At 53.9% G+C, this 18,584-nt stretch carries 18 protein-coding genes and 1 pseudogene; 18 read left to right on the top strand and 1 reads right to left on the bottom strand.

The window, feature by feature from the left end:
* Positions 1-85: 85 nt before the first annotated feature.
* The 7 genes and pseudogenes from DYE26_RS17410 (at position 86) to corA (ending at position 7,400) form a co-directional block, all read left to right on the top strand.
* A complete protein-coding gene (locus DYE26_RS17410; RefSeq protein ID WP_036625812.1) occupies positions 86-700 on the top strand; it encodes a DUF47 domain-containing protein in 615 nt (204 codons plus the stop codon).
* Between the two features lie 86 nt (positions 701-786).
* Entirely contained in the window at positions 787-1,776 is a 990-nt protein-coding gene (locus DYE26_RS17405) for an inorganic phosphate transporter (protein ID WP_036625809.1), read from the top strand.
* Positions 1,777-1,918: 142 nt separating this feature from the next.
* Positions 1,919-2,158, top strand: coding sequence for a hypothetical protein (locus DYE26_RS17400; protein WP_036625807.1), 240 nt, complete (start codon positions 1,919-1,921; stop codon positions 2,156-2,158).
* 90 nt (positions 2,159-2,248) lie between these two features.
* On the top strand, positions 2,249-3,796 hold the full coding sequence (locus DYE26_RS17395) for a spore germination protein (RefSeq protein WP_036625804.1): 1,548 nt from the start codon (positions 2,249-2,251) through the stop codon (positions 3,794-3,796).
* Positions 3,797-3,802: 6 nt separating this feature from the next.
* Positions 3,803-5,017, top strand: a pseudogene (locus DYE26_RS17385) (Ger(x)C family spore germination protein).
* Positions 5,014-6,351, top strand: coding sequence for a GerAB/ArcD/ProY family transporter (locus DYE26_RS17380; RefSeq protein ID WP_240534187.1), 1,338 nt, complete (start codon positions 5,014-5,016; stop codon positions 6,349-6,351). Before DYE26_RS17385 ends, DYE26_RS17380 begins: the two are co-directional and overlap by 4 nt.
* Positions 6,352-6,440: 89 nt before the next feature.
* Positions 6,441-7,400: a magnesium/cobalt transporter CorA gene (gene corA / locus DYE26_RS17375; protein ID WP_036625798.1), complete on the top strand. Its 960-nt coding sequence runs from the start codon at positions 6,441-6,443 to the stop codon at positions 7,398-7,400.
* 34 nt (positions 7,401-7,434) lie between these two features.
* On the opposite strand, the gene DYE26_RS17370 is transcribed toward corA, so the two are convergent.
* Positions 7,435-7,932, bottom strand: coding sequence for a hypothetical protein (locus DYE26_RS17370; RefSeq protein WP_036625797.1), 498 nt, complete (start codon positions 7,930-7,932; stop codon positions 7,435-7,437).
* Between the two features lie 243 nt (positions 7,933-8,175).
* On the opposite strand from DYE26_RS17370, the gene DYE26_RS17365 reads away from it, so the two are divergent.
* From DYE26_RS17365 to DYE26_RS17320, 11 genes are all read left to right on the top strand, one after another.
* Positions 8,176-8,466: a YerC/YecD family TrpR-related protein gene (locus tag DYE26_RS17365; protein WP_036625794.1), complete on the top strand. Its 291-nt coding sequence runs from the start codon at positions 8,176-8,178 to the stop codon at positions 8,464-8,466.
* Positions 8,467-8,470: 4 nt separating this feature from the next.
* Positions 8,471-9,331, top strand: coding sequence for a sirohydrochlorin chelatase (locus DYE26_RS17360; protein ID WP_227872727.1), 861 nt, complete (start codon positions 8,471-8,473; stop codon positions 9,329-9,331).
* 19 nt (positions 9,332-9,350) lie between these two features.
* A complete protein-coding gene (locus tag DYE26_RS17355) occupies positions 9,351-10,232 on the top strand; it encodes a diacylglycerol kinase (RefSeq protein ID WP_036625792.1) in 882 nt (293 codons plus the stop codon).
* A gap of 869 nt (positions 10,233-11,101) precedes the next feature.
* Positions 11,102-12,901 carry a 23S rRNA (uracil(1939)-C(5))-methyltransferase RlmD gene (rlmD, locus tag DYE26_RS17350; RefSeq protein WP_082207930.1) on the top strand — a complete coding sequence of 600 codons (1,800 nt, stop codon included), beginning with the start codon at positions 11,102-11,104 and terminating at the stop codon, positions 12,899-12,901.
* 167 nt (positions 12,902-13,068) lie between these two features.
* Positions 13,069-13,491: an enoyl-CoA hydratase/isomerase family protein gene (locus DYE26_RS17345; RefSeq protein ID WP_306436776.1), complete on the top strand. Its 423-nt coding sequence runs from the start codon at positions 13,069-13,071 to the stop codon at positions 13,489-13,491.
* Between the two features lie 145 nt (positions 13,492-13,636).
* Complete coding sequence (locus DYE26_RS34260) at positions 13,637-13,786, top strand: hypothetical protein (RefSeq protein ID WP_227872715.1); 150 nt, start codon at positions 13,637-13,639, stop codon at positions 13,784-13,786.
* A complete protein-coding gene (locus DYE26_RS17340; protein ID WP_036625790.1) occupies positions 13,764-14,087 on the top strand; it encodes an L-serine ammonia-lyase, iron-sulfur-dependent, subunit alpha in 324 nt (107 codons plus the stop codon). The genes DYE26_RS34260 and DYE26_RS17340 overlap by 23 nt, the downstream gene beginning before the upstream one ends.
* A 326-nt stretch (positions 14,088-14,413) precedes the next feature.
* Positions 14,414-15,175 carry a DeoR/GlpR family DNA-binding transcription regulator gene (locus DYE26_RS17335; RefSeq protein WP_036625788.1) on the top strand — a complete coding sequence of 254 codons (762 nt, stop codon included), beginning with the start codon at positions 14,414-14,416 and terminating at the stop codon, positions 15,173-15,175.
* A 213-nt stretch (positions 15,176-15,388) separates the two neighbouring features.
* On the top strand, positions 15,389-16,081 hold the full coding sequence (rpe, locus tag DYE26_RS17330; protein WP_036625786.1) for a ribulose-phosphate 3-epimerase: 693 nt from the start codon (positions 15,389-15,391) through the stop codon (positions 16,079-16,081).
* 17 nt (positions 16,082-16,098) lie between these two features.
* Entirely contained in the window at positions 16,099-17,052 is a 954-nt protein-coding gene (gene rbsK / locus DYE26_RS17325) for a ribokinase (protein WP_051985686.1), read from the top strand.
* A complete protein-coding gene (locus tag DYE26_RS17320; protein WP_036625783.1) occupies positions 17,052-18,572 on the top strand; it encodes a sugar ABC transporter ATP-binding protein in 1,521 nt (506 codons plus the stop codon). Before rbsK ends, DYE26_RS17320 begins: the two co-directional genes overlap by 1 nt.
* Positions 18,573-18,584: the final 12 nt, after the last annotated feature.

The following is an 18,584-nucleotide window of genomic DNA, read 5'->3' as shown; positions in this document are numbered from 1 at the left end:
TTGTGTTAAGATAATCAAGGCTGTGTAATAACTGTGTAAAGCGCAGTCCGAAAGAAATACCTCATGCAGAGAAAAGGGGATACTGATGCGAGTGAAGAAGAAGGATATCTTTTTCCAGACGTTAGAGAACATGGCGGACACGATCGTGCATTCGGCGGATTATTTCGCCCAGCAGGTAGCGGAGTTCAAGGACGTGGAACAGTTCGCCAAAAAGATGAAGGAATTCGAATCCAAATGCGATGAATACACACATACCATTATCGTCGAGTTGAACAAAACGTTTATCACCCCGATCGAACGCGACGACATCATGAACCTCATCACGGCGCTGGACGATGTCATAGACGGTTTGGAGGCGTCGACTTCCCGTTTCTTCATGTACCACCTCTCCCAGCCGGACGAATACATCGCCCGCTTTGCGGAAATTCTGCGCAATTCGGCATATGAGATCCAAAAAGCGGTCCATTTGCTTTCCCAGAAAAAACTTCTCGCGATCCGCGAATACACGATCCGCTTGAACGACCTTGAGAATCAGGGGGACGAGCTGCTGCGGATTTGCATCAAGGAGCTGTTCCTGAAGGTGACGGACCCGATCGAACTGATCAAGAAGAAGGAAATTTACGAACGTCTGGAAACGACGACGGATGCCTGCGAGAAAGTAGCCAACATGCTGGAATCCATAATCATGCGTAATTCTTGAGCACTTCGCTTAACACTTGATATTCGGGAGGTTGGAATTGCGCGGGTTACACATATAGATAAACGATCTGTGCAAAAAGAAAAGATATGGATACGAGTTTACTGATCATTATCATCGTTATCATACTGGCGCTCGGATTTGACTTTATCAACGGTTTCCACGACACGGCAAATGCGATTGCGACTTCGGTATCCACCCGGGCGCTTAAGCCGCGCACGGCGATTATGCTGGCGGCGGTCATGAACTTCCTTGGAGCGATCATGTTCACCGGCGTCGCCAAAACGATCGGGGGCAGCGTGGCGGACCCGGCATCGCTGGACAACGGCCTTGAGATCCTGATTGCGACGCTGCTGGCGGCGATTATATGGAACTTGATTACGTGGTGGTTCGGCATCCCTTCTTCTTCTTCCCACGCTCTGATCGGCGCTTTGGCCGGCGCGGTGTATGTCGGCGGGGGGCCGGACAAGCTGAACTGGAACGGTTTTCGGACGATTGTCGAAGGGCTGGTTTTTTCCCCGCTGATCGCTTTTGCGATCGGTTATATCGTTATGCTGATTTTGAAGTGGATTTTTGCCTATCGCAGCCCGCATACGGTAAATAAAGGCTTCCGCTCAATGCAAATCATTACGGCGGCGCTGCAAAGCTTCACGCACGGCACCAACGACGCGCAGAAGGCGATGGGGATCATCACCTTTGCCCTGGTTACGGCGGAGTTCCAGGACCACATGGAAGTGCCGCTGTGGGTTAAAATCGCCGCGGCGACGGCGATGGCGCTGGGCACCTCGATCGGCGGCTGGAAAATCATCAAAACGATGGGCACGAAAATTTTCAAGATCGAACCGATTAACGGTTTCGCCGCGGATATGTCCGCCGCATCCGTGATTTTCGGGGCTACGCTGTTTCATCTGCCGGTAAGTACGACGCACGCCATCACATCGGCGATTTTGGGCGTCGGTTCGGCGAAGCGGTTCTCCGCCGTACGCTGGTCGATGGCCGGGCGGATCGTCGTCGCTTGGGTGATCACGATTCCGATCGTGGCCGTGATGGCCGGCGGCATTTATTTGTTGCTGTTTTAATGGTAAAAAAGGCTTCAACCTAAAAATCCGCGCTTAACGGCCGGCTGCTGGATCGACTAACCGTCGCCCTTAAAAAATAGCGGAATTTTATGATCTTATTATTCGGATTTGAGGTTGTTCATCCCCATTAGCGGAATTTTTTGTGCTTATTTTTCCTGTGAATGGTGCAGATCGCGGGTATTTCCTTGCGATTCAAACAAAAAGCGACAAAAATTCCCTCTATTTCTCTTTCAATGGGGGATACCGCCGGAATAACGACCTTTTTTGTCCTTATGTTTTCAAAGAACCGCCAGAGCGAATTGCTTTGGCGGTTTTTGTCATAGAGATGAAAGGGAAGGAGCGGATTCATGCCGGTTTAAAAAACAGAAATGCCGGGAAATGAAACCGGACTTTTTGGTGAAAATAAGGGAAAGGGGGAAACATATGTAAATATAACCGAATTGACTTTACAGGATAGGTAAGGTGGCCAGCTATGAAAAAACGGTCTTCGCTCCCGCCAAAAACATCCAGCGAAAACTCCCCATCCGATGTTACGGCCCTAGTTCCGTCGCTTGACCGGAATGTCGAGGCGATCAAAAAAATCTTAGGCGCTGCGGATGATATTGCATTCCGCTCCTTCCTGGTCGGTGGGGAGCTTAAAGCGCAGCTCGTCTATATTCCCGACATGTCAGACCGGCTGGAAATGGACAACAACGTCTTGAAGCCGCTCATGGGGATGGCCGGCGCGGAATCAACGGATTTGCAAGCGATCAAAAACCGGGTTCTGCCGGTCGGGTCGATCAAGGAGATCGCAGACGCCTACGAATGCGCCAGACAGCTGATCAAAGGCTATCCTTTGCTGCTGCTTGAGGACTGCGACCGGGCGTTGCTGCTCAAGATCGCCAAATGGGAAAAACGGTCGGTGGAAGAACCGCAGACCGAGCCGTCGCTCCGGGGCCCGCGCGAAGGATTCACCGAATCGATTTCCACCAATTTGTCGCTCCTGCGGCGAAAAATCCAAAGCGTGAACCTGAAATTAAAATCGTTCCAGTTCGGCCGCTATACCGAAACCGAGGTTTATGTCGCTTACTTGGAAGGCATTGTCCAGCCGGCCTTAATCCGGGAGGTGGAGAACCGCCTTAAACGCATCGATATGGACAGCGTGCTGGAAACCGGTTATATCGAAGAGCTGACGGAGGACACCCCCTATTCGCCATTTCCCCAACAGCAGTTTACGGAACGGGTCGATATCGCCGCGGCCGGCTTGCTGGACGGCCGAATCGTCATTCTGGTCGACGGTACGCCCAACGTGCTGATCGTACCCGTTACGCTCGTTACGCTGCTGCAGGCGGCGGACGACTATTACAACCGCTCGCTGTACTCCAGCGCGCTCCGTATTTTGCGCTATTGCACGCTGTTTATTTCGTTGACGCTGCCTGCGGTGTACGTGGCGCTGCTGAATTTTCATCAGGAGATGATCCCGAGCAAACTCTTGATGAGCATCGCCTCCTCCCGCGAGGAGATCCCGTTTCCGACCATCGTGGAAGTGTTGATGATGCAGCTGGCGTTCGAGGTGCTGCGCGAGGCCGGGCTGCGTCTCCCGCGGCAAATCGGTTCGGCGGTGACGATCGTCGGCGCGCTTGTTGTGGGCGAAGCGGCGGTGTCCGCCGGTCTCGTGTCCGCGCCGATCGTCATCATCATCGCCTTTACGGGCATCGCCGGATTTACGGCCCCTCATTACTCGCTGGAATTCTCCGTCCGCCTGCTGCGGCTTCTGCTCATTGTGGCCGGGGGAATGCTCGGAATCCTTGGCGTCATGTACGGCTTGATCGGCATAGCCATCCATTTGTGTACATTGCGGTCTTACGGGCTTCCTTATTTGTCCCCGATCGCACCGTTCGTGGCCAGCGACATCAAGGACTCGGCGATCCGGGTTCCGTGGTGGAAGATGCTTGCACGTCCGAGCTTTTCGGGGAAAGACAACCGCGCGCGCCTCGCGCCAAAACAGCGGCCCAATCCGGGAAAAGGTGGCGAAAATTGAAACCATATGCGAAATCGTAAACGGAGATCCGCGATCGGGTTGGTGATTCAACGGCTGCTGCCTTTTGCGGCCTGCGCTGCGTTTCTCTCCTTAACCGGCTGCTGGGACGGAGAGGAAGTAAACGGACTGGCGATCGTAACGAGCGCAGGTTTTGACCGGACGGAAGACGGCGCCGTCGAGCTGACCTTGGAAATCGCCGCGCCGAAGCAAGAGGAAAGCGGCGGCAAGTCTTCAGGCGGATAGCAGCAAGGCGGCGGGCAAACCTTGATCCGCTCCGCAGCCGGGGAAACGGTGGGGGATGCGGTTAATAAACTCCAAACGATGCTGCCGCGAACGATTTATTGGGGGCAGTTGGAGGTGCTGATTTTCGGGGAAGCGCTGGCGAAAGACGGGTTTCGCGAACAGCTGGATTACCTGCTGCGCGACAATGAAGTCCGTCTGCGGGTGCTGCCTTTCATCACCCGGGGCAAGGTCCGGGACTTTTTCAACTCGCCCTATTTGCTCGAACAGACCAAAGCCGACTTGCTGGAGGGCGAAGCCGTCCGCGCCTTTAACAAGCCGTTGACGCTAAACAAGCTGGTTCAGCGCTTAAACGGGGAAGAGGAAACGGCGATCCTGCCTTACATCGATGTCCCGGAACAAGGAGGAGGCGGGACAGGCGATACCCATATAAAGGGTTATGCGGTATTTAACCGGGGCCGTATGGTCGGAACGTTGACGGGGGACTTATTTCCGGGTACGAAATGGGTGAACAACCAATTGAAGCGGGATGTGGAAACGATAGAACTCGAGGGGACGTCGCCCTCGCGCATATCGCTTATGGTGATCGCCTCGGATGCGCGTTTGGTCCCTTCCCGTAAGGAAGGGGAGTGGCAAATGGGAATCCGCATCAGCTCGGAACTGAGCATTGTTCAAAATACAACCCGTCTGGTCGTGTCGGAGCCGAAGCATATTCACGAGATTGAAGCTGCGATGGCCGATCATATTCGGGAGACGGTGGAGCAAACAGTCAAGGAGTCCCAGCGGATGCGGACCGATATTTTTAATTTCGGACAAGCGATCAACCGCAAGAGCCCCCGAGCATGGAAGGAACTTCAGGCCAACTGGGAGCAGTTCTTTCCCGGGATGGAAGTTCAGGTGGCGGTCGATGTGAGCGTACGCCGCATCGGCATGAACAGGTTCCCCGCCAGCTTACCGGAAAAGGAGCGGCCTAAACGATGATGTGGCTAAAAATTGCGGCAATATCGCTGGCTGTCGTATTGATCGTCAGGTTCGAATGGCTGCGTCTGAACAAAGGCAGCGCCCGGGAACGTGCGGCGCTTATCGCCGTAGCGGCTATCGGCTGGATTTCAGCCTTGCTGCTGGTCATATTTCCGAGGCTTCCGGGACCGCTCATGCTGATCGACTGGTTATACCGGCCGCTTGCCGGCTTTAATAGGAGGATGAGGTGTCGTCTTATGGCAGAGAAAGGAAAGATTACCGCGGGACAATTAGCGTTTCTTATATATTCTTTGCTGGCGTATGACGGCCTGCTGCTCATTCCGAAAGTCACGGGCGAAGCCGCGGGCCGGGATTTATGGCTGTCGCCCGTTTGGGCCCATCTGGCCGGCTTATTCTTCCTGCTCGCCATGTTCCGTCTGGGCCGCATGTTTCCGGAGGAGACAATCATTGAATACAGCCAGCGTCTGCTCGGCAAATATCTGGGCAAAGCGGCGGGATTGGTCGTCGTATTTTACCTGGCTTACCTGACCAGCGTTATTTTGCGGATTTACGGCGACTTTATTTCCTCCGTTTTTTTGGAAATCACGCCCCCGCTCGTTTCCGCAGGCGGCATCATGGTTCTTATATCCTACACGGTCAGGGCAGGAGTGGAAACGCTGGGAAGATTGGCGCAGCTGTTTCTTCCGATTACGGTTCTCGTTTTCGCGCTGCTCGTCGTGCTTACCATTCCCGAATGGGACGTTTCGAATGTGTTTCCGATTCTCGGGAATGGCCTGGCTCCGTCCCTGAAGGGGGCGGTCGTTCCGTTCTCCTGGTTCGGGGCGTATATCGTTTTAGGGCTCTATTTGCCGCTGTTGTCGAACCGCCGGAAGGCGGCGCTTTACGGCTTGGCGGCCTGGTTCCTGCTGATGGTGACGCTTGTGGTGTCCGGCCTCGTTGCGGTCTTTCTGTTCGGGCAACACGCCATTTCGCTCAATTATCCGTTCGTCGAAGTCGTCCGGTACATCGCCGTCGGCGAATTTTTTCAGCATATCGATGCCTTGCTGTTGGCCGTATGGCTTCCCGGGACATTTATCCAATTGGCCATCTACCAATATGGCGCGACTTTGGGAATGGCCCAGTGGATCGGACTGAAGGATTATCGGGCGCTCGCCCTGCCGCTCGGATTTTTGATTTTGGTCATGAGCTTTTGGACCCCGCCCAGCAATATCGATTTTGAGCGCTATATGGCGGGAAGCCATATTTTTCTTGACTTCACGTTTTTCGTTTTCGGCCTGCTCCTGTTCCTTACGGCATGGATTCGCAGCAAGTTCGGAGCCCAAAAAGCCAAATAAGGCGCCGGGGAATAATTGCGCGAAGCGGCGTTTTCGCGTACGCTGAAATCATGATATCGAGCGGCATGAAGAAAGGGGGAAGGGTCGGCTTGATCAGAGTAATGGGGATGACGCACGACCATAAAGTCGTTCCGGACATTCCGCTGGAGCGCTCGCGTGACGAGGAGTACGTATGGATCTGGGCCGATTTTAACGAACCGTCGCCGGAGGAGGCCGAACTGCTGGGTTCTTTTTTCCGGTTTCATCCGCTGGCGATTGAGGACTGCCTGCATGTATTGCAGCGTCCCAAAATGGACTATTACGAGGATTATCAGTTTCTGGTGCTGCATGCTCTGGACCCGGACACCTTGGGCACGGTGGAAGTGAATCTGTTTATTGGGGACAGGTATCTGGTGTCGTTCCATCAGCACAGGCTGCGGGAAATGGACGAGGCATGGAAAAACATGCTGAAGCGGGCCCATGACCGGAAGGTTTGGGTGCACGGGCCTTATTCCGCGGCGTATATGGTGGTCGACAGTCTGGTGGATCAGTATTTCCCTTGCGTGTATGCGATCGAGGACGAGCTGGACGAACTGGAGAAAATGGGGAGCCGCGAGTCGGTGGAACTGCTGATGAACCAGGTGTTCGACCTGCGCAGCCGGCTGCTGAAGCTGCGGCGGACGATCGTGCCGATGCGCGACCTGATGTACCGCATCTTAAATTCGCAGCATGTGCAGGGCGATAAGGAGCCGCGCGCCTATTATGCGGACATTCACGATCATTTGCTGAAGCTGTCCGAAATGATTGAGGCCGACCGGGAAATGACCGCCGATTTGCGCGACTCCTACATTTCGCTGAATTCGAACCGGATGAACGGGATCATGAAAACGTTGACCGTCATTACGACGGTGTTTATGCCGCTGACGCTGATCGCCGGTATCTACGGGATGAATTTTGCCTATATGCCCGAGCTGTCTTGGAAATACGGTTATTTTGCTGTCTTAACCGTGATGCTGGCACTCGGCGGGTTGATGATTCTCTGGTTCGGCAAGCGGGGCTGGTTTAAGTAATGGCGGGCAGCATCGCAAGCCAAGCACCGCCGGATTAACGGCGGCGTTTGCCCGTTTTGCCGCTGCGCCCCCGGCTCCCGCCGCGGCGTCTCTGCGGGCCGCTGCGGCTTTTTTTGCGGCGGCGGGGCCGGTATTCGTCCATCCGTCCTCCGGATCCGCCGCTTTGTTTCTTTTTGCCGAACGGAAGGAGGCTGGCAATCATTTTGGCCATCGGGGCGAATTGTTGGACGGTTTCCATCACCTTTTGCACTTTGCCCACAGTGGTCAGTATCCCGTCAACGCCGCCAAGCTTGTCGACGATGCCTTTCAGATCGCCCAGATTGGGGATAGAAAGGCTGCCGGCCGATCCTGGGGAACCGCCCGCCGCCGCGCCCGAAGCGCCATCAAACGGTTCGATGGACGGCGGAGTATAGGGCGTGAGCGCCGTAGAATCGGACGGGACCGATTCGTAAGGATTTACTCCAGGGTAATAGTCGGTATACGGAAATGCCGTGGGCGCCGCGCTTTGCCGGTAAGCATGATGATGTCGCATGGTATCACTGTCCTTTTTTGATATTTTATCGGAACGCCCTTTTTTGGGGATATAGGCGTTTGTAATACTATACTTTATGAGACCCGGGCGCGGGGCGTATGGACGAATGTCCCGGTTCCGGTGGGTGTTCGCGGATTTTGGGCGTTCTTTCTGTAATGCGTGAAACCGTTAATGCTTGAAAAGGGGGACTCCGCTCGGGTACAATGGGGGTGTGGTTAAGTAACGGTAGGGGATGATTATTCAGTGCAGCTGAAGAAGTTGAATGACAAAACGATCGATCAATTATTTGAGGCTATTTTAACGTTAAAAGACATTGAGGAATGCTACGTTTTTTTTGACGATTTGTGCACGATAAATGAAATCCAATCGATGGCCCAGCGGCTGGAAGTTGCGCGGATGCTTGGCAAAGGCAGCACATACAACCAGATCGAGGCGGAAACCGGTGCCAGCACAGCGACGATCTCCCGCGTCAAGCGCTGCCTGAATTACGGCAACGACGGATACAAGATGACGCTGGACCGTTTGGGGCGCTAAGCCGATGAAGGAAAAAATTCGGACGGCGGACATGGGGCGTCCGGCAGAGACCCAGCCGCTTCAGGCTCCGCCGCATAGGGATTCGACTGCATCAAAACCGGGGGTGCTGGTGATCAGCCACGGCTCTCCCGACGATCATTGGATAGCCCTGGTGGACGAGGCTGTCGCGGAAGCGGCGGCTGGTTTGCCCGCGGAACTTCCCGTGGTGTCGGCGTTCCTGGAAATCGTCGAGGGCCGCCTAATTCAGGACGGGATAAACGAGCTGGAAGCGCAAGGAGTGACAGATTTGATTGTCATTCCTTTATTTGTATCTTCGGGCAGCACGCATATCGATGAGATCGCGTATGCGCTGGGCGTAAAGGACACGCCGGAAAAGGAAACCGATCTGGAAAGGTTTCGGGTATCCGGGCGCGTGATTTTTGGCGATCCTATAGATGATGATCCGCTGGTTGCCGAGATGGTCTGGGACAAGGTGAAGGAGCTGTCGGAAAGTCCGGATCGCGAGGTGCTGCTGCTTGTGGGCCATGGCAGCATCCATGAGGCATTTCTGAAACGATGGGAGCGGGGGATTTCCTCGCTGGCCGCCCGGGTAGGGCAAATCAGCGGGCTGGCGGCCGCCGACTATGCTCTGTTAAATCCGGACAGCGTGCGGCGCAAAGTCGGCTTTTGGTCGGAGGAGCAAGGGTATGACGTCATCGTGGCCCCTTTGTTTTTAAGCGCCGGGTATTTTACCAAGACGATGATTCCTTCGCGGTTAAACGGGTTATCGTACCGTTATTCGGGGGACGCCCTGCTGCCGCATCCGCTCCTGTCCCGCTGGATGTTGCAGCACATTTTGCATATAATGGGATCATTGACAATATGAAAATCAGGTGGCGTTAGGGATGAAAAGAGCTAGGTTGATTTATAATCCCACCTCGGGAAGGGAAGAAATGCGGCGCATTTTGCCGGATGTGCTGGAGCGTTTGGATCGCCACGGCATCGAAACGTCCTGCCACGCGACGACAGGGGCGGGGGACGCTACGCGCGAAGCTGCCGAGGCGGTCGAACGCGGATACGATATCGTCATAGCGGCCGGCGGCGACGGTACGCTGAACGAGGTCGTGAACGGCATGGCCGGGAAAAGCAATCTGCCGCCGCTCGGCATTTTTCCGCTGGGAACGACCAACGATTTCGCCCGGGCCATGGGAATACCGAGGCGCTGGGAGGATTATTGCGACCTGGTCATCGAGAATAAGACGAGGCCGATCGACATCGGCAAGGTCAACGGCCGTCACTTTATCAACATCGCCGGCGGCGGGAAGCTGACCGAACTGACTTACGAGGTCCCCAGCCGGTTGAAGACGCTGATCGGCCAGCTCGCTTATTATATGAAGGGCATTGAAAAGATGGCCAGCCTGTCGCCGACGGAGCTGATTTTTCATGCTGAGGGCTACGAGGTCATCGAAGGCGAATTCATGCTGTTCCTGATCGCCAACAGCAACTCGGTCGGCGGCTTCGAGAAGCTGGCGCCGGATGCGCGCATCGACGACGGGCTGCTGGACGTCATCGCCCTCAAGAAATGCAACCTGGCGGAATTCATCCGCCTGGTGACGATGGCGCTGCGCGGCGATCATTTCAGCGATCCGCACGTGCTGTACTTCAAGACGCGGCGGATGGAGGTCACCTCGCCGGCCCGCGTGCAGCTTAACCTCGACGGGGAGCTGGGCGGCGAGCTGCCGGGCGTGTTCGAGGTTTTGCCGCAGCATTTGCGGATATTTGCTTAGTGCTTAGGAGAAGCACTAATATGGCGTAGGCTCCCCCGCCGGGATGGCGGGGGATTTGTGCGCTGAGCGCATGTTGACGAGCCGTACGCTGGCGGCATGTTAACGAGTTGTGTGCTGGCTGGGGGCTGATTGTATGCTGGCCGCGAGTTGACGGTTTGTGTGCTAGTTGCAGGCAACCGTATGCTGACTGCACGTTGGCTGTATGTGGACTGTACGCTTGCTGCGTACTGGCTGTAGTGACTGCATAACTGACTGCACGTGAACTGTAAGCTGACCGCACGCTGGGAATGCATACTGACCGCCCGCTCGCTGTATATTGACTGTAGGTTGACTGCACATTGACTGCATATTGACTGTACAAAAAAAGGTTGCTACCAGAAACTCTCCAGCCCCCAAAAATAAGGACAAAAATGTACGTTATTCCGGCTAAATCCGTTCATTTGAGAGAAGTAGAGGCAATTTATGCCGCTATTTTCCCACGTTGCAAGAAAATGCCTGTTTTCTGGACCATTCATAGGAAAATAAGTACATAAAATGTCGTTAATGTAGGTGAACACGCTAGGACTCCGGATAATAAGTACTTAAAACGCCGTTATTTTGAAGGCCAGCGATGGTCGGTCATGCGGTAGGCAGTTGGCTGTCGTACGCTGATTTCTAGGTTGAGCCGGTTTTTTTGGGGGTAGCATCTACTGGCTCGTAACCAAACGGGGAGGAGCGGATCGCACATGGACTTAAAGTTTGGATACAATTGGCCGGGCTTGGGTTATGATGATGATAGTGAGCGCATAGACAAACCAACAAGTTTCGAGGTAAAAGAAGCCTTCGAGCTTTTCGAATAAATTTTTGGCAAAAGGTGAAGGAGCAGTTCCATGACTAAGCAACGAAAAAGCTTCAATGCCGGTTCCGGCGGTAGAGCAGGCGGAGGTACCGGGAAAGGCGGGCGGCGCTCCGGAAGCGAGCGCCCCCCTGGAAGTAGGGGACAAGCGGCTGGCAGCGGGGAGAAGCATATACGGAAAGCCGCAGCCGTAGCTGAACTTCCCGGGCTTCCTGTCGCGAAAAACGATGAACTCGTCATCGACATCATCGGGATGAATCACGACGGGGAGGGCGTGGGACGGGCCGAAGGCTACACGCTGTTCGTGGCCGGGGCGCTGCCGGGGGAGAAAGCCCGGGTCAGGGTGCTGAAGACGAAAAAGCAGTACGGCTATGCCAAATTGCTTGACGTCGTGCAGGCTAGTCCGGACCGCGTGCCGGCGCCCTGTCCGATCTACGACCAGTGCGGCGGGTGCCAGCTGCAGCACTTGAGCTACGAAGCGCAGCTGGCATGGAAGCGGCAGCATGTCGTCGACGCGCTGGAGCGGATTGGCCGGCTGCGCGTAGCGAGGGCGGCGCAGCCGGCCGAGTCAGGCGTGGTGCCCACAGCGGCACAGTCGGTAACCGCGCCTTCCGGGGCGGCCGATTCGGCCGGCAGTATGCACGGGAGAGCCATTGCGGCGGGCGGAGACGCAACCAAAGCGGTGCAGGCCGCACCTGGCGAGGGCTTGGCTGCTGCCGAAGGCTTAGTTTCAAGCGGCTTCGGTACGGATGGAGCCGCTGGTAGCGCCGATGGCAACACCGTGCCGGAGCAAGGTATTGTCGTCCGCCCGACGCTTGGCATGAACGAGCCTTGGCGCTACCGCAACAAGGCTCAGGTCCCGATCGGCGTCACCGAAGGCGGCCTGGTCGGCGGCTTTTACGCGCGGGGCAGTCACCGCATCATCGATATGGAAACGTGCCTGATTCAGCACGAACATAACGACGATGTCCTTTCCCGCGTCAAAGCGATCGGCCGCCAGCTTGGCGTCACCGCCTACAACGAGGAGACCGGGCGCGGCTTGCTGCGCCATGTCGTCGTGAAGAAGGCGTTCCGCACGGGTGAGATGATGCTGGTCCTCGTCACCAACGGGCGGGACATCCCACATGCCGACACCTGGATCGGCCTCATCCGGGAGCAAATCCCGCAGGTTGTCAGCATCTGCCAAAACGTGAACACGAAGCAGACCAATGTCATCTTCGGAGACGAAACGCGTGTCCTCTGGGGGCGAGACGTGATTTATGACTATATTGGCAAGGTACAGTTTGCCATCTCGGCGCGTTCTTTTTATCAGGTGAATCCGGTCCAAACGGAGGTTCTGTATAACAAAACGGTGGAGTACGCCGGGTTGACCGGCAAGGAAACGGTCATTGACGCCTATTGCGGCATCGGCACGATTTCGCTGTTTTTGGCTCAGCATGCAGACCAGGTGTACGGGGTCGAGATTGTCAAAGAGGCGATTGAGGATGCGCGCAGCAATGCACTACTGAACGGGATGACCAACGTGAAATTCGAGGTTGGCGCCTCGGAGGATGTTATCCCGCGCTGGAAGGAGCAGGGCATCGAAGCCGACGTTATCGTCGTCGATCCGCCCCGCAAAGGCTGCGACCCGCGACTCCTCGACACGATCCTCGAAATGAAGCCGGAGCGAGTGGTGTACGTATCGTGCAACCCCGCGACCCTGGCCCGCGACCTACGCATCCTTGAGGACGGCGGATACCGGACGGTCGAGGTCACACCGGTCGATATGTTCCCGCATACGGTGCATGTTGAAGCAGTGATAATGATGACGTATTGTGGTAAAGAGAAGAAATAGATGGGTTGTACCACAATATGTAGTGGCTTTTGGGTGAAAAATGAGCAAAAAATGGGGCTGAAAAATGCGATTTTTGTGCTTGAAAATTTGATCTTCTGCATTGACATCCCGACCATCGGGCGGTCAACGGGCCGGGAACGCACTGTGAACTCGCAACTCTCTGTGATATTACCATTTGTACAGAAGACGCGGACTTTTTTGATCCGCATTATCTGGGAGGCACACCTCCCGGAGATGGAATGTTGCTTACGCTGCAGAACATGATCGGTTTCAAGAAAGCAGCATACTACGCATACACCGGCAAGAGTATCAATGGTCAAACCGCATTGGACCTGGGCATCGTTAGTGAAGTTCTGCCCCGCGAAAAGCTACTTCCCCGCGCATGGGAGCTTGCGGAGATGATCATGCAGGCGCCGCGTTCAACGAGACATCTGTCCCATTCCATTATATCCCGTCCATGGAAACAAGCTCTGGTCAGTGATCAAGGGTTCCAGCTTGCCCACCAAATGTATGACATGGCCATTGATGAAGAAGGAGCTCTGGAGCGGCTGAAAAAAATGCAAGGACGTCTAATGGGCAAAGAGGTGTAATCGCAGTCCATTGGCGGCGTTGAAAGTGAAGGAATAATGGCAGAGGGGCTGTACTTGTCTTTAACGATAATGCTAAAGACCAAACAGCCTCTTTGCTATATTCCCTTTAAGAAAGAATGACATTTTATGCTAAAGAGGGATCGGAATGTCCGAGAGATGCATGGTGGGACCTACAAGATTCGAAGAATACTCGGAGAAGTACAAAGACTTGTTCTTAATGACCCGCAGCGGTGCTAAATGCGGCTGCCAGGCGGAGGTAGGCACGGCTTGCTATGGCATCGGCTGCGCTGGCTGAACTGTCTGGTATGGAGATTGACCAGATTGAGTATGCAGCGGAGGTAGCGTTGGAGCACCATTTGGGGTTGACCTGTGATCCTATTAACGGACTTGTTCAGATCCCTTGCATCGAGCGGAACGCCGTGGCTGCCATGCGGGCGATCAATGCGCTGAGCCTGGCAAATTTCTTGTCAAATACCCGTAAAATATCTTTTGATCTGGTTGTACAGACCATGTATGAAACAGGCTTGGACATGAGTAGCCGTTACCGTGAAACTGCAGAAGGCGGGCTCGCTAAGCTCTATAAAATAAAGGTTTAAGCCAGTTCTAGTATATGATCATAGTTATTGCCATTAATATAAAAGCTGTGAAACATTTTTCTAAGTTGTGAATTATGGATGAATCAAACATACGGAATCCTTTTTTTGTTGGAAAGGCCGCCTTGTTGTTACGCGCACACATATCTTTGGTATAATGAAAGAGAAATTCGGAAAAGAAGATAAAATTGAACAAATGGAACAATTTTGGTATATTGAGGTAGAGTCGTTTTATTTTTAAACACAGTTTTTTCTGTGAAACGAAGATTTTATGTTTGTGCCGGTGACGCCGGGATCGGGACGTTTCGGGCGGAAAGGCAGGTTCATCCTTGGCTACAAATCGTAAAGAAGAGATTGTAAAATTGCTCAGACAAAACGGGAATGCGAAAGTGGCGGATTTGAGCAAGCTATTTGGCGTTACGGAAGAAACGATCCGGCGGGATTTGGACCGGCTGGAGGCGGATGGCGTCATTTTGCGGACGCACGGCGGAGCGGTGCTCGTGCCGAAAGAGAAAGGGTTCGAACCGCCGGTATTGCAGAGGGAATCGATTCATTTGGAACAAAAAGAAGCGATCGGCAAATACGCCGCTTCCCTTGTCGAAGAAGGGGAAATCATCGCTCTGGATGCCAGTACGACGTGTCTACAGCTCGTTAAGCATTTGCCGAACAGGCCGCTGACGGTGTTGACCTATTCGCTGGCCGTTGTCAACGAGCTGATCAAGAAAAAAGAGATTGCCGTCATTTTGATCGGCGGCAACTTCGACAGCGATTCGATGGCGATCACCGGCATGTCGGCGGAAAATATGGTAGAAGCGTATCATGTGGACAAATTTTTCTTTTCCTGCCAAGGGTTCGACGACCAGCGCGGCGTGAGCGAACCCTACGAGTCGCACGCCAGGTTGAAAGAGAAAATATTGAACATCTCGGACCAACATATTTTGGTGGCGGACAGCAGCAAATTTGGAAAAAAATCATTGATCCGCCTGCTTGGCCTTGAAGAAGTGGATTTGTTGATTACGGACACAAAAATGGCGAACGCTGATGTGCAATTGTTGCAAAACAAAGGAATAAACATCGTAACAACGTCTTAAACACTCCTTGGAATCGCTGAAAAATAGACGTAAGTGACCGGGTGCTAGCATTGCATTCGGTCTTTTTTTGTTTGAATCAAAAAAATAAATGTTGAAAACAAAGATTATTATAGTGTAAAATGCAGATATGAACGCGTTTTCAATGTGGTTCAAATAAAAAAACAGAGAGAACCTCTTTTGGATCAAGAAGAGGTCAGTAAGGGAGTGGGAGAAATGGCTTTCATCGGGCCGTCCCTCATGTGCGCCAACTTCGGCAAACTGCAGGAAAATATCGAGCAGTTGGAACTTGGGGGAGTGGATTATTATCATTTCGACATCATGGACGGGAATTTCGTTCCGAACTTTACGATGGGGCCGGACATGGTGAAATCGTTGCGCGGACTCACGAAGAAACCGTTCGACGTTCACATGATGGTGGAAGCACCGGAGAGATACATCGAATTGTTTGCGAGTGCGGGTGCCGACATGATCTCGATTCACGCAGAGACGAAGACTCATCTCCAACGGGGGCTGCAGCAAATTCGCAATCTCGGGCTCAAGGCTGGCGTGGCGCTCAATCCAGCGACGCCGCTCGCGGTGTTGGAATACGTTCTGGACGTGACGGACTATGTCTGTCTCATGACGGTGAATCCGGGATTTGCCGGCCAAAAGTTTATTCCGAGCATGTACGAAAAAATATCCGACCTTAAAACGTTGATCGACCGCCGGAAAGTCGACGTAAAAATTCAAGTCGATGGAAATATTAGTTACGATACCATTCCGAAAGTGTTGGAGCGCGGGGCGGATATGCTCGTGTGCGGCACATCCAGTTTGTTCTGTGGCAATGACTTAGAGAAAAACACGATTGCGTTGAAACAATTTATTGCGGGAGAACAAAAACGGCTCAATATGAAGCTACCCGGATAAAAAAAGGGGATAATTCGATGATTACAGTGGTCGGCAGCATCAATATGGATGTCGTTACGGTAGTTGATAAATACCCATTCTATGGCGAAACGAAAATCGGTAAATCGGTCGAGATGTTGCCGGGCGGCAAAGGTGCGAACCAAGCTGCCACATGCGGCAAGCTGGGAGCGAGTGTAGCGTTGATCGGCTGTGTCGGAAACGATCAGGCCGGCGACCTGCTCGTACAGTCGTTAAAGGATAACAATGTCAGCGACGCCCTGCTCGCCAGGACGGATGAAGCTTCGACGGGCACGGTTATCGTGACGATTGACGAGACAGCGGAGAACACGATGATCGTCATCAAAGGCGCGAACGAGCGGCTGACGAAGGCTCACATCGACGCATGCGAAGAACGGATTAAAGAGAGCAGCGTGCTGCTCGTGCAAATGGAGGTGCCGCATGACGTCGTTCTGTACGCGATGGAGACCGCGAAAAAGCATGGCGTTTATATCATCCTGGATCCCGCGCCAGCGGAGGGTTTAACGCTTGACATGGTGAAACATGCGGATCTTATAACGCCGAACAGGCAAGAGACGAGACATTTGACCGGCATCGACGTCACCGACGAGGCGTCGGCGAACGAAGCGGCGAAAAGGTTCGAACAAGCAGGCGTCAAGAGCAGCATCATTAAAATGGCGGAACAAGGTTCCGTACTATACACGGAAGGGCAAGCCTTCAGGATCGAAGGTATTCCGGTCGATGCGGTCAGCACGGTGGGAGCGGGCGATTCGTTTGCCGGCGCTTTGGCCGCTGCATTGGACGACGGCGCGACACTTCCGGAAGCGGCGCGGTTCGCGACCGCGGTGAGCGCGTTGAAAGTGACGCGGCTCGGGGCGCAAAAAGGCCTGCCGACGCGGACCGAATTGGAAGCGTTTTGCCGAGAACACGGGATTCCCGTTGATGTGCGGAAAAACGAGGGAGGTGTATCGTAATGGAATATTTGCTGGAAATGCGCGGTGTAAGCAAGACGTATCCCGGGGTCAAAGCGCTGGACAACGTACAGCTGGCCATTAAGCCCGGCGAGGTGCACGCCTTGATCGGCGAAAACGGAGCGGGCAAGTCGACGCTAATGAAAATATTGGTTGGAGCCGAGCGACCGGACAACGGAGCGGACATCGTGTTCGAAGGGGAAAAAGTGCAATTCCAAAAGCCGATCGATGCGACGCTTCGCGGTATAGCGATGATTTATCAGGATTTGAGTTTATTTCCGAACCTATCGATCGCCGAAAACATCTGTATCGGTCGTGAAAGCGCCAGTAAAGCATTGTCACGGGTGCCTTGGAGCCGCATGAAAATACTTGCGGAGCAGGCGCTCGCTGAGCTCGGACTTGAGGTTGACGTGTCCATGCCGCTGGAAAAACTGAGCATTGCGAAACAGCAATTGGTGGCGATCGCACGATCCCTCATCTTCGACTCGAAGCTGATCATCATGGACGAGCCGACTTCATCGCTCTCATCGGGCGAGGTAGAACAATTATATAAAATCATCGAAAATTTACGCGCGAAAGGCATCGCCATCATTTATATCAGCCATAAATTGAAAGAGTTGTTCAGAGTTGCACATCGGTTCACTGTCCTGCGCGACGGCAAATTCGTTGGCAGTTACGACAAAGAAGAACTGGATGAGGACAAATTGATCGGATTGATGGTCGGCCGGAAAATCGAGATGGTAGAACGGCTGGACGTGTCACAAGCGGGCGCGGAAGTGCTTCGCGTCGAAGGGCTGTCGAAGCGCGGCAACTTCAAAGACATTTCGTTTACGCTGCGCGAAGGTGAAATCGTCGGCATTACGGGTCTCGTCGGTTCGGGGCGGACGGAGCTCGCTCAGGCGTTATTCGGGCTGAACAAGCCGGACTCCGGCGTCGTTTACATCTCGGGCAAGAAAGTCGACATTAAATCGTCGGGCGACGCGGTGAAGCACAAGATGGCTTATATCCCCGAAAGCCGGCAAACGCAAGGGCTGTTTTTGCGCCAATCGATGATCGACAATATTTCGGTGACGGTGTTGGGCCAGATGAAAAATAAGCTCGGCCTCCTCGATCGGGCGAAAGAAGAGCGGCTTGCGAGCGATTTCGTTAAAATTCTCGACATTCGTCCGCCGATGCCGGAGATGAACGCCGGGCAATTGTCGGGGGGCAACCAGCAGAAGATCGTCATCGCCAAATGGTTGACAACCGAACCGAAAATATTGATTATCGACGAACCAACCAACGGCATCGATATCGGTGCGAAGACGGAAATTCACCGGTTGCTGCGGCGGCTGCTCAACAAAGGCATGGGCATCATCGTCATTTCCAGCGAACTGCCGGAAGTGCTCGCGGTAAGCGACCGCATCCTCGTCATGCGGCAAGGACGCCTATCCGGTGAGCTCGACATCAAAGAAGCGACGCAAGAGAAAATTATGAATCTGGCGGTCCTGGGCTCGCATCACCAACAAACCCAAAACGCTTAGGATTGTAAGAAT

Origin of the sequence: Paenibacillus macerans, from assembly GCF_900454495.1 — a bacterium.
In the GTDB taxonomy this organism is placed as follows: Bacteria; Bacillota; Bacilli; order Paenibacillales; family Paenibacillaceae; genus Fontibacillus; species Fontibacillus macerans.
This window is presented reverse-complemented; position numbering and strand designations above follow the sequence as displayed.

What these genes read in the sequence shown, in the direction of transcription:
- DYE26_RS17410 (WP_036625812.1), top strand. Translation starts at nt 86, where the DNA reads ATGCGAGTGAAGAAGAAGGATATCTTTTTCCAGACGTTAGAGAACATG.
- DYE26_RS17405 (WP_036625809.1), top strand. Translation starts at nt 787, where the DNA reads ATGGATACGAGTTTACTGATCATTATCATCGTTATCATACTGGCGCTC.
- DYE26_RS17395 (WP_036625804.1), top strand. Translation starts at nt 2,249, where the DNA reads ATGAAAAAACGGTCTTCGCTCCCGCCAAAAACATCCAGCGAAAACTCC.
- DYE26_RS17380 (WP_240534187.1), top strand. Translation starts at nt 5,014, where the DNA reads ATGATGTGGCTAAAAATTGCGGCAATATCGCTGGCTGTCGTATTGATC.
- DYE26_RS17370 (WP_036625797.1), bottom strand. Translation starts at nt 7,932, where the DNA reads ATGCGACATCATCATGCTTACCGGCAAAGCGCGGCGCCCACGGCATTT.
- DYE26_RS17360 (WP_227872727.1), top strand. Translation starts at nt 8,471, where the DNA reads ATGAAGGAAAAAATTCGGACGGCGGACATGGGGCGTCCGGCAGAGACC.
- DYE26_RS17355 (WP_036625792.1), top strand. Translation starts at nt 9,351, where the DNA reads ATGAAAAGAGCTAGGTTGATTTATAATCCCACCTCGGGAAGGGAAGAA.
- rlmD (WP_082207930.1), top strand. Translation starts at nt 11,102, where the DNA reads ATGACTAAGCAACGAAAAAGCTTCAATGCCGGTTCCGGCGGTAGAGCA.
- DYE26_RS34260 (WP_227872715.1), top strand. Translation starts at nt 13,637, where the DNA reads ATGTCCGAGAGATGCATGGTGGGACCTACAAGATTCGAAGAATACTCG.
- DYE26_RS17340 (WP_036625790.1), top strand. Translation starts at nt 13,764, where the DNA reads ATGGCATCGGCTGCGCTGGCTGAACTGTCTGGTATGGAGATTGACCAG.
- rpe (WP_036625786.1), top strand. Translation starts at nt 15,389, where the DNA reads ATGGCTTTCATCGGGCCGTCCCTCATGTGCGCCAACTTCGGCAAACTG.
- rbsK (WP_051985686.1), top strand. Translation starts at nt 16,099, where the DNA reads ATGATTACAGTGGTCGGCAGCATCAATATGGATGTCGTTACGGTAGTT.
- DYE26_RS17320 (WP_036625783.1), top strand. Translation starts at nt 17,052, where the DNA reads ATGGAATATTTGCTGGAAATGCGCGGTGTAAGCAAGACGTATCCCGGG.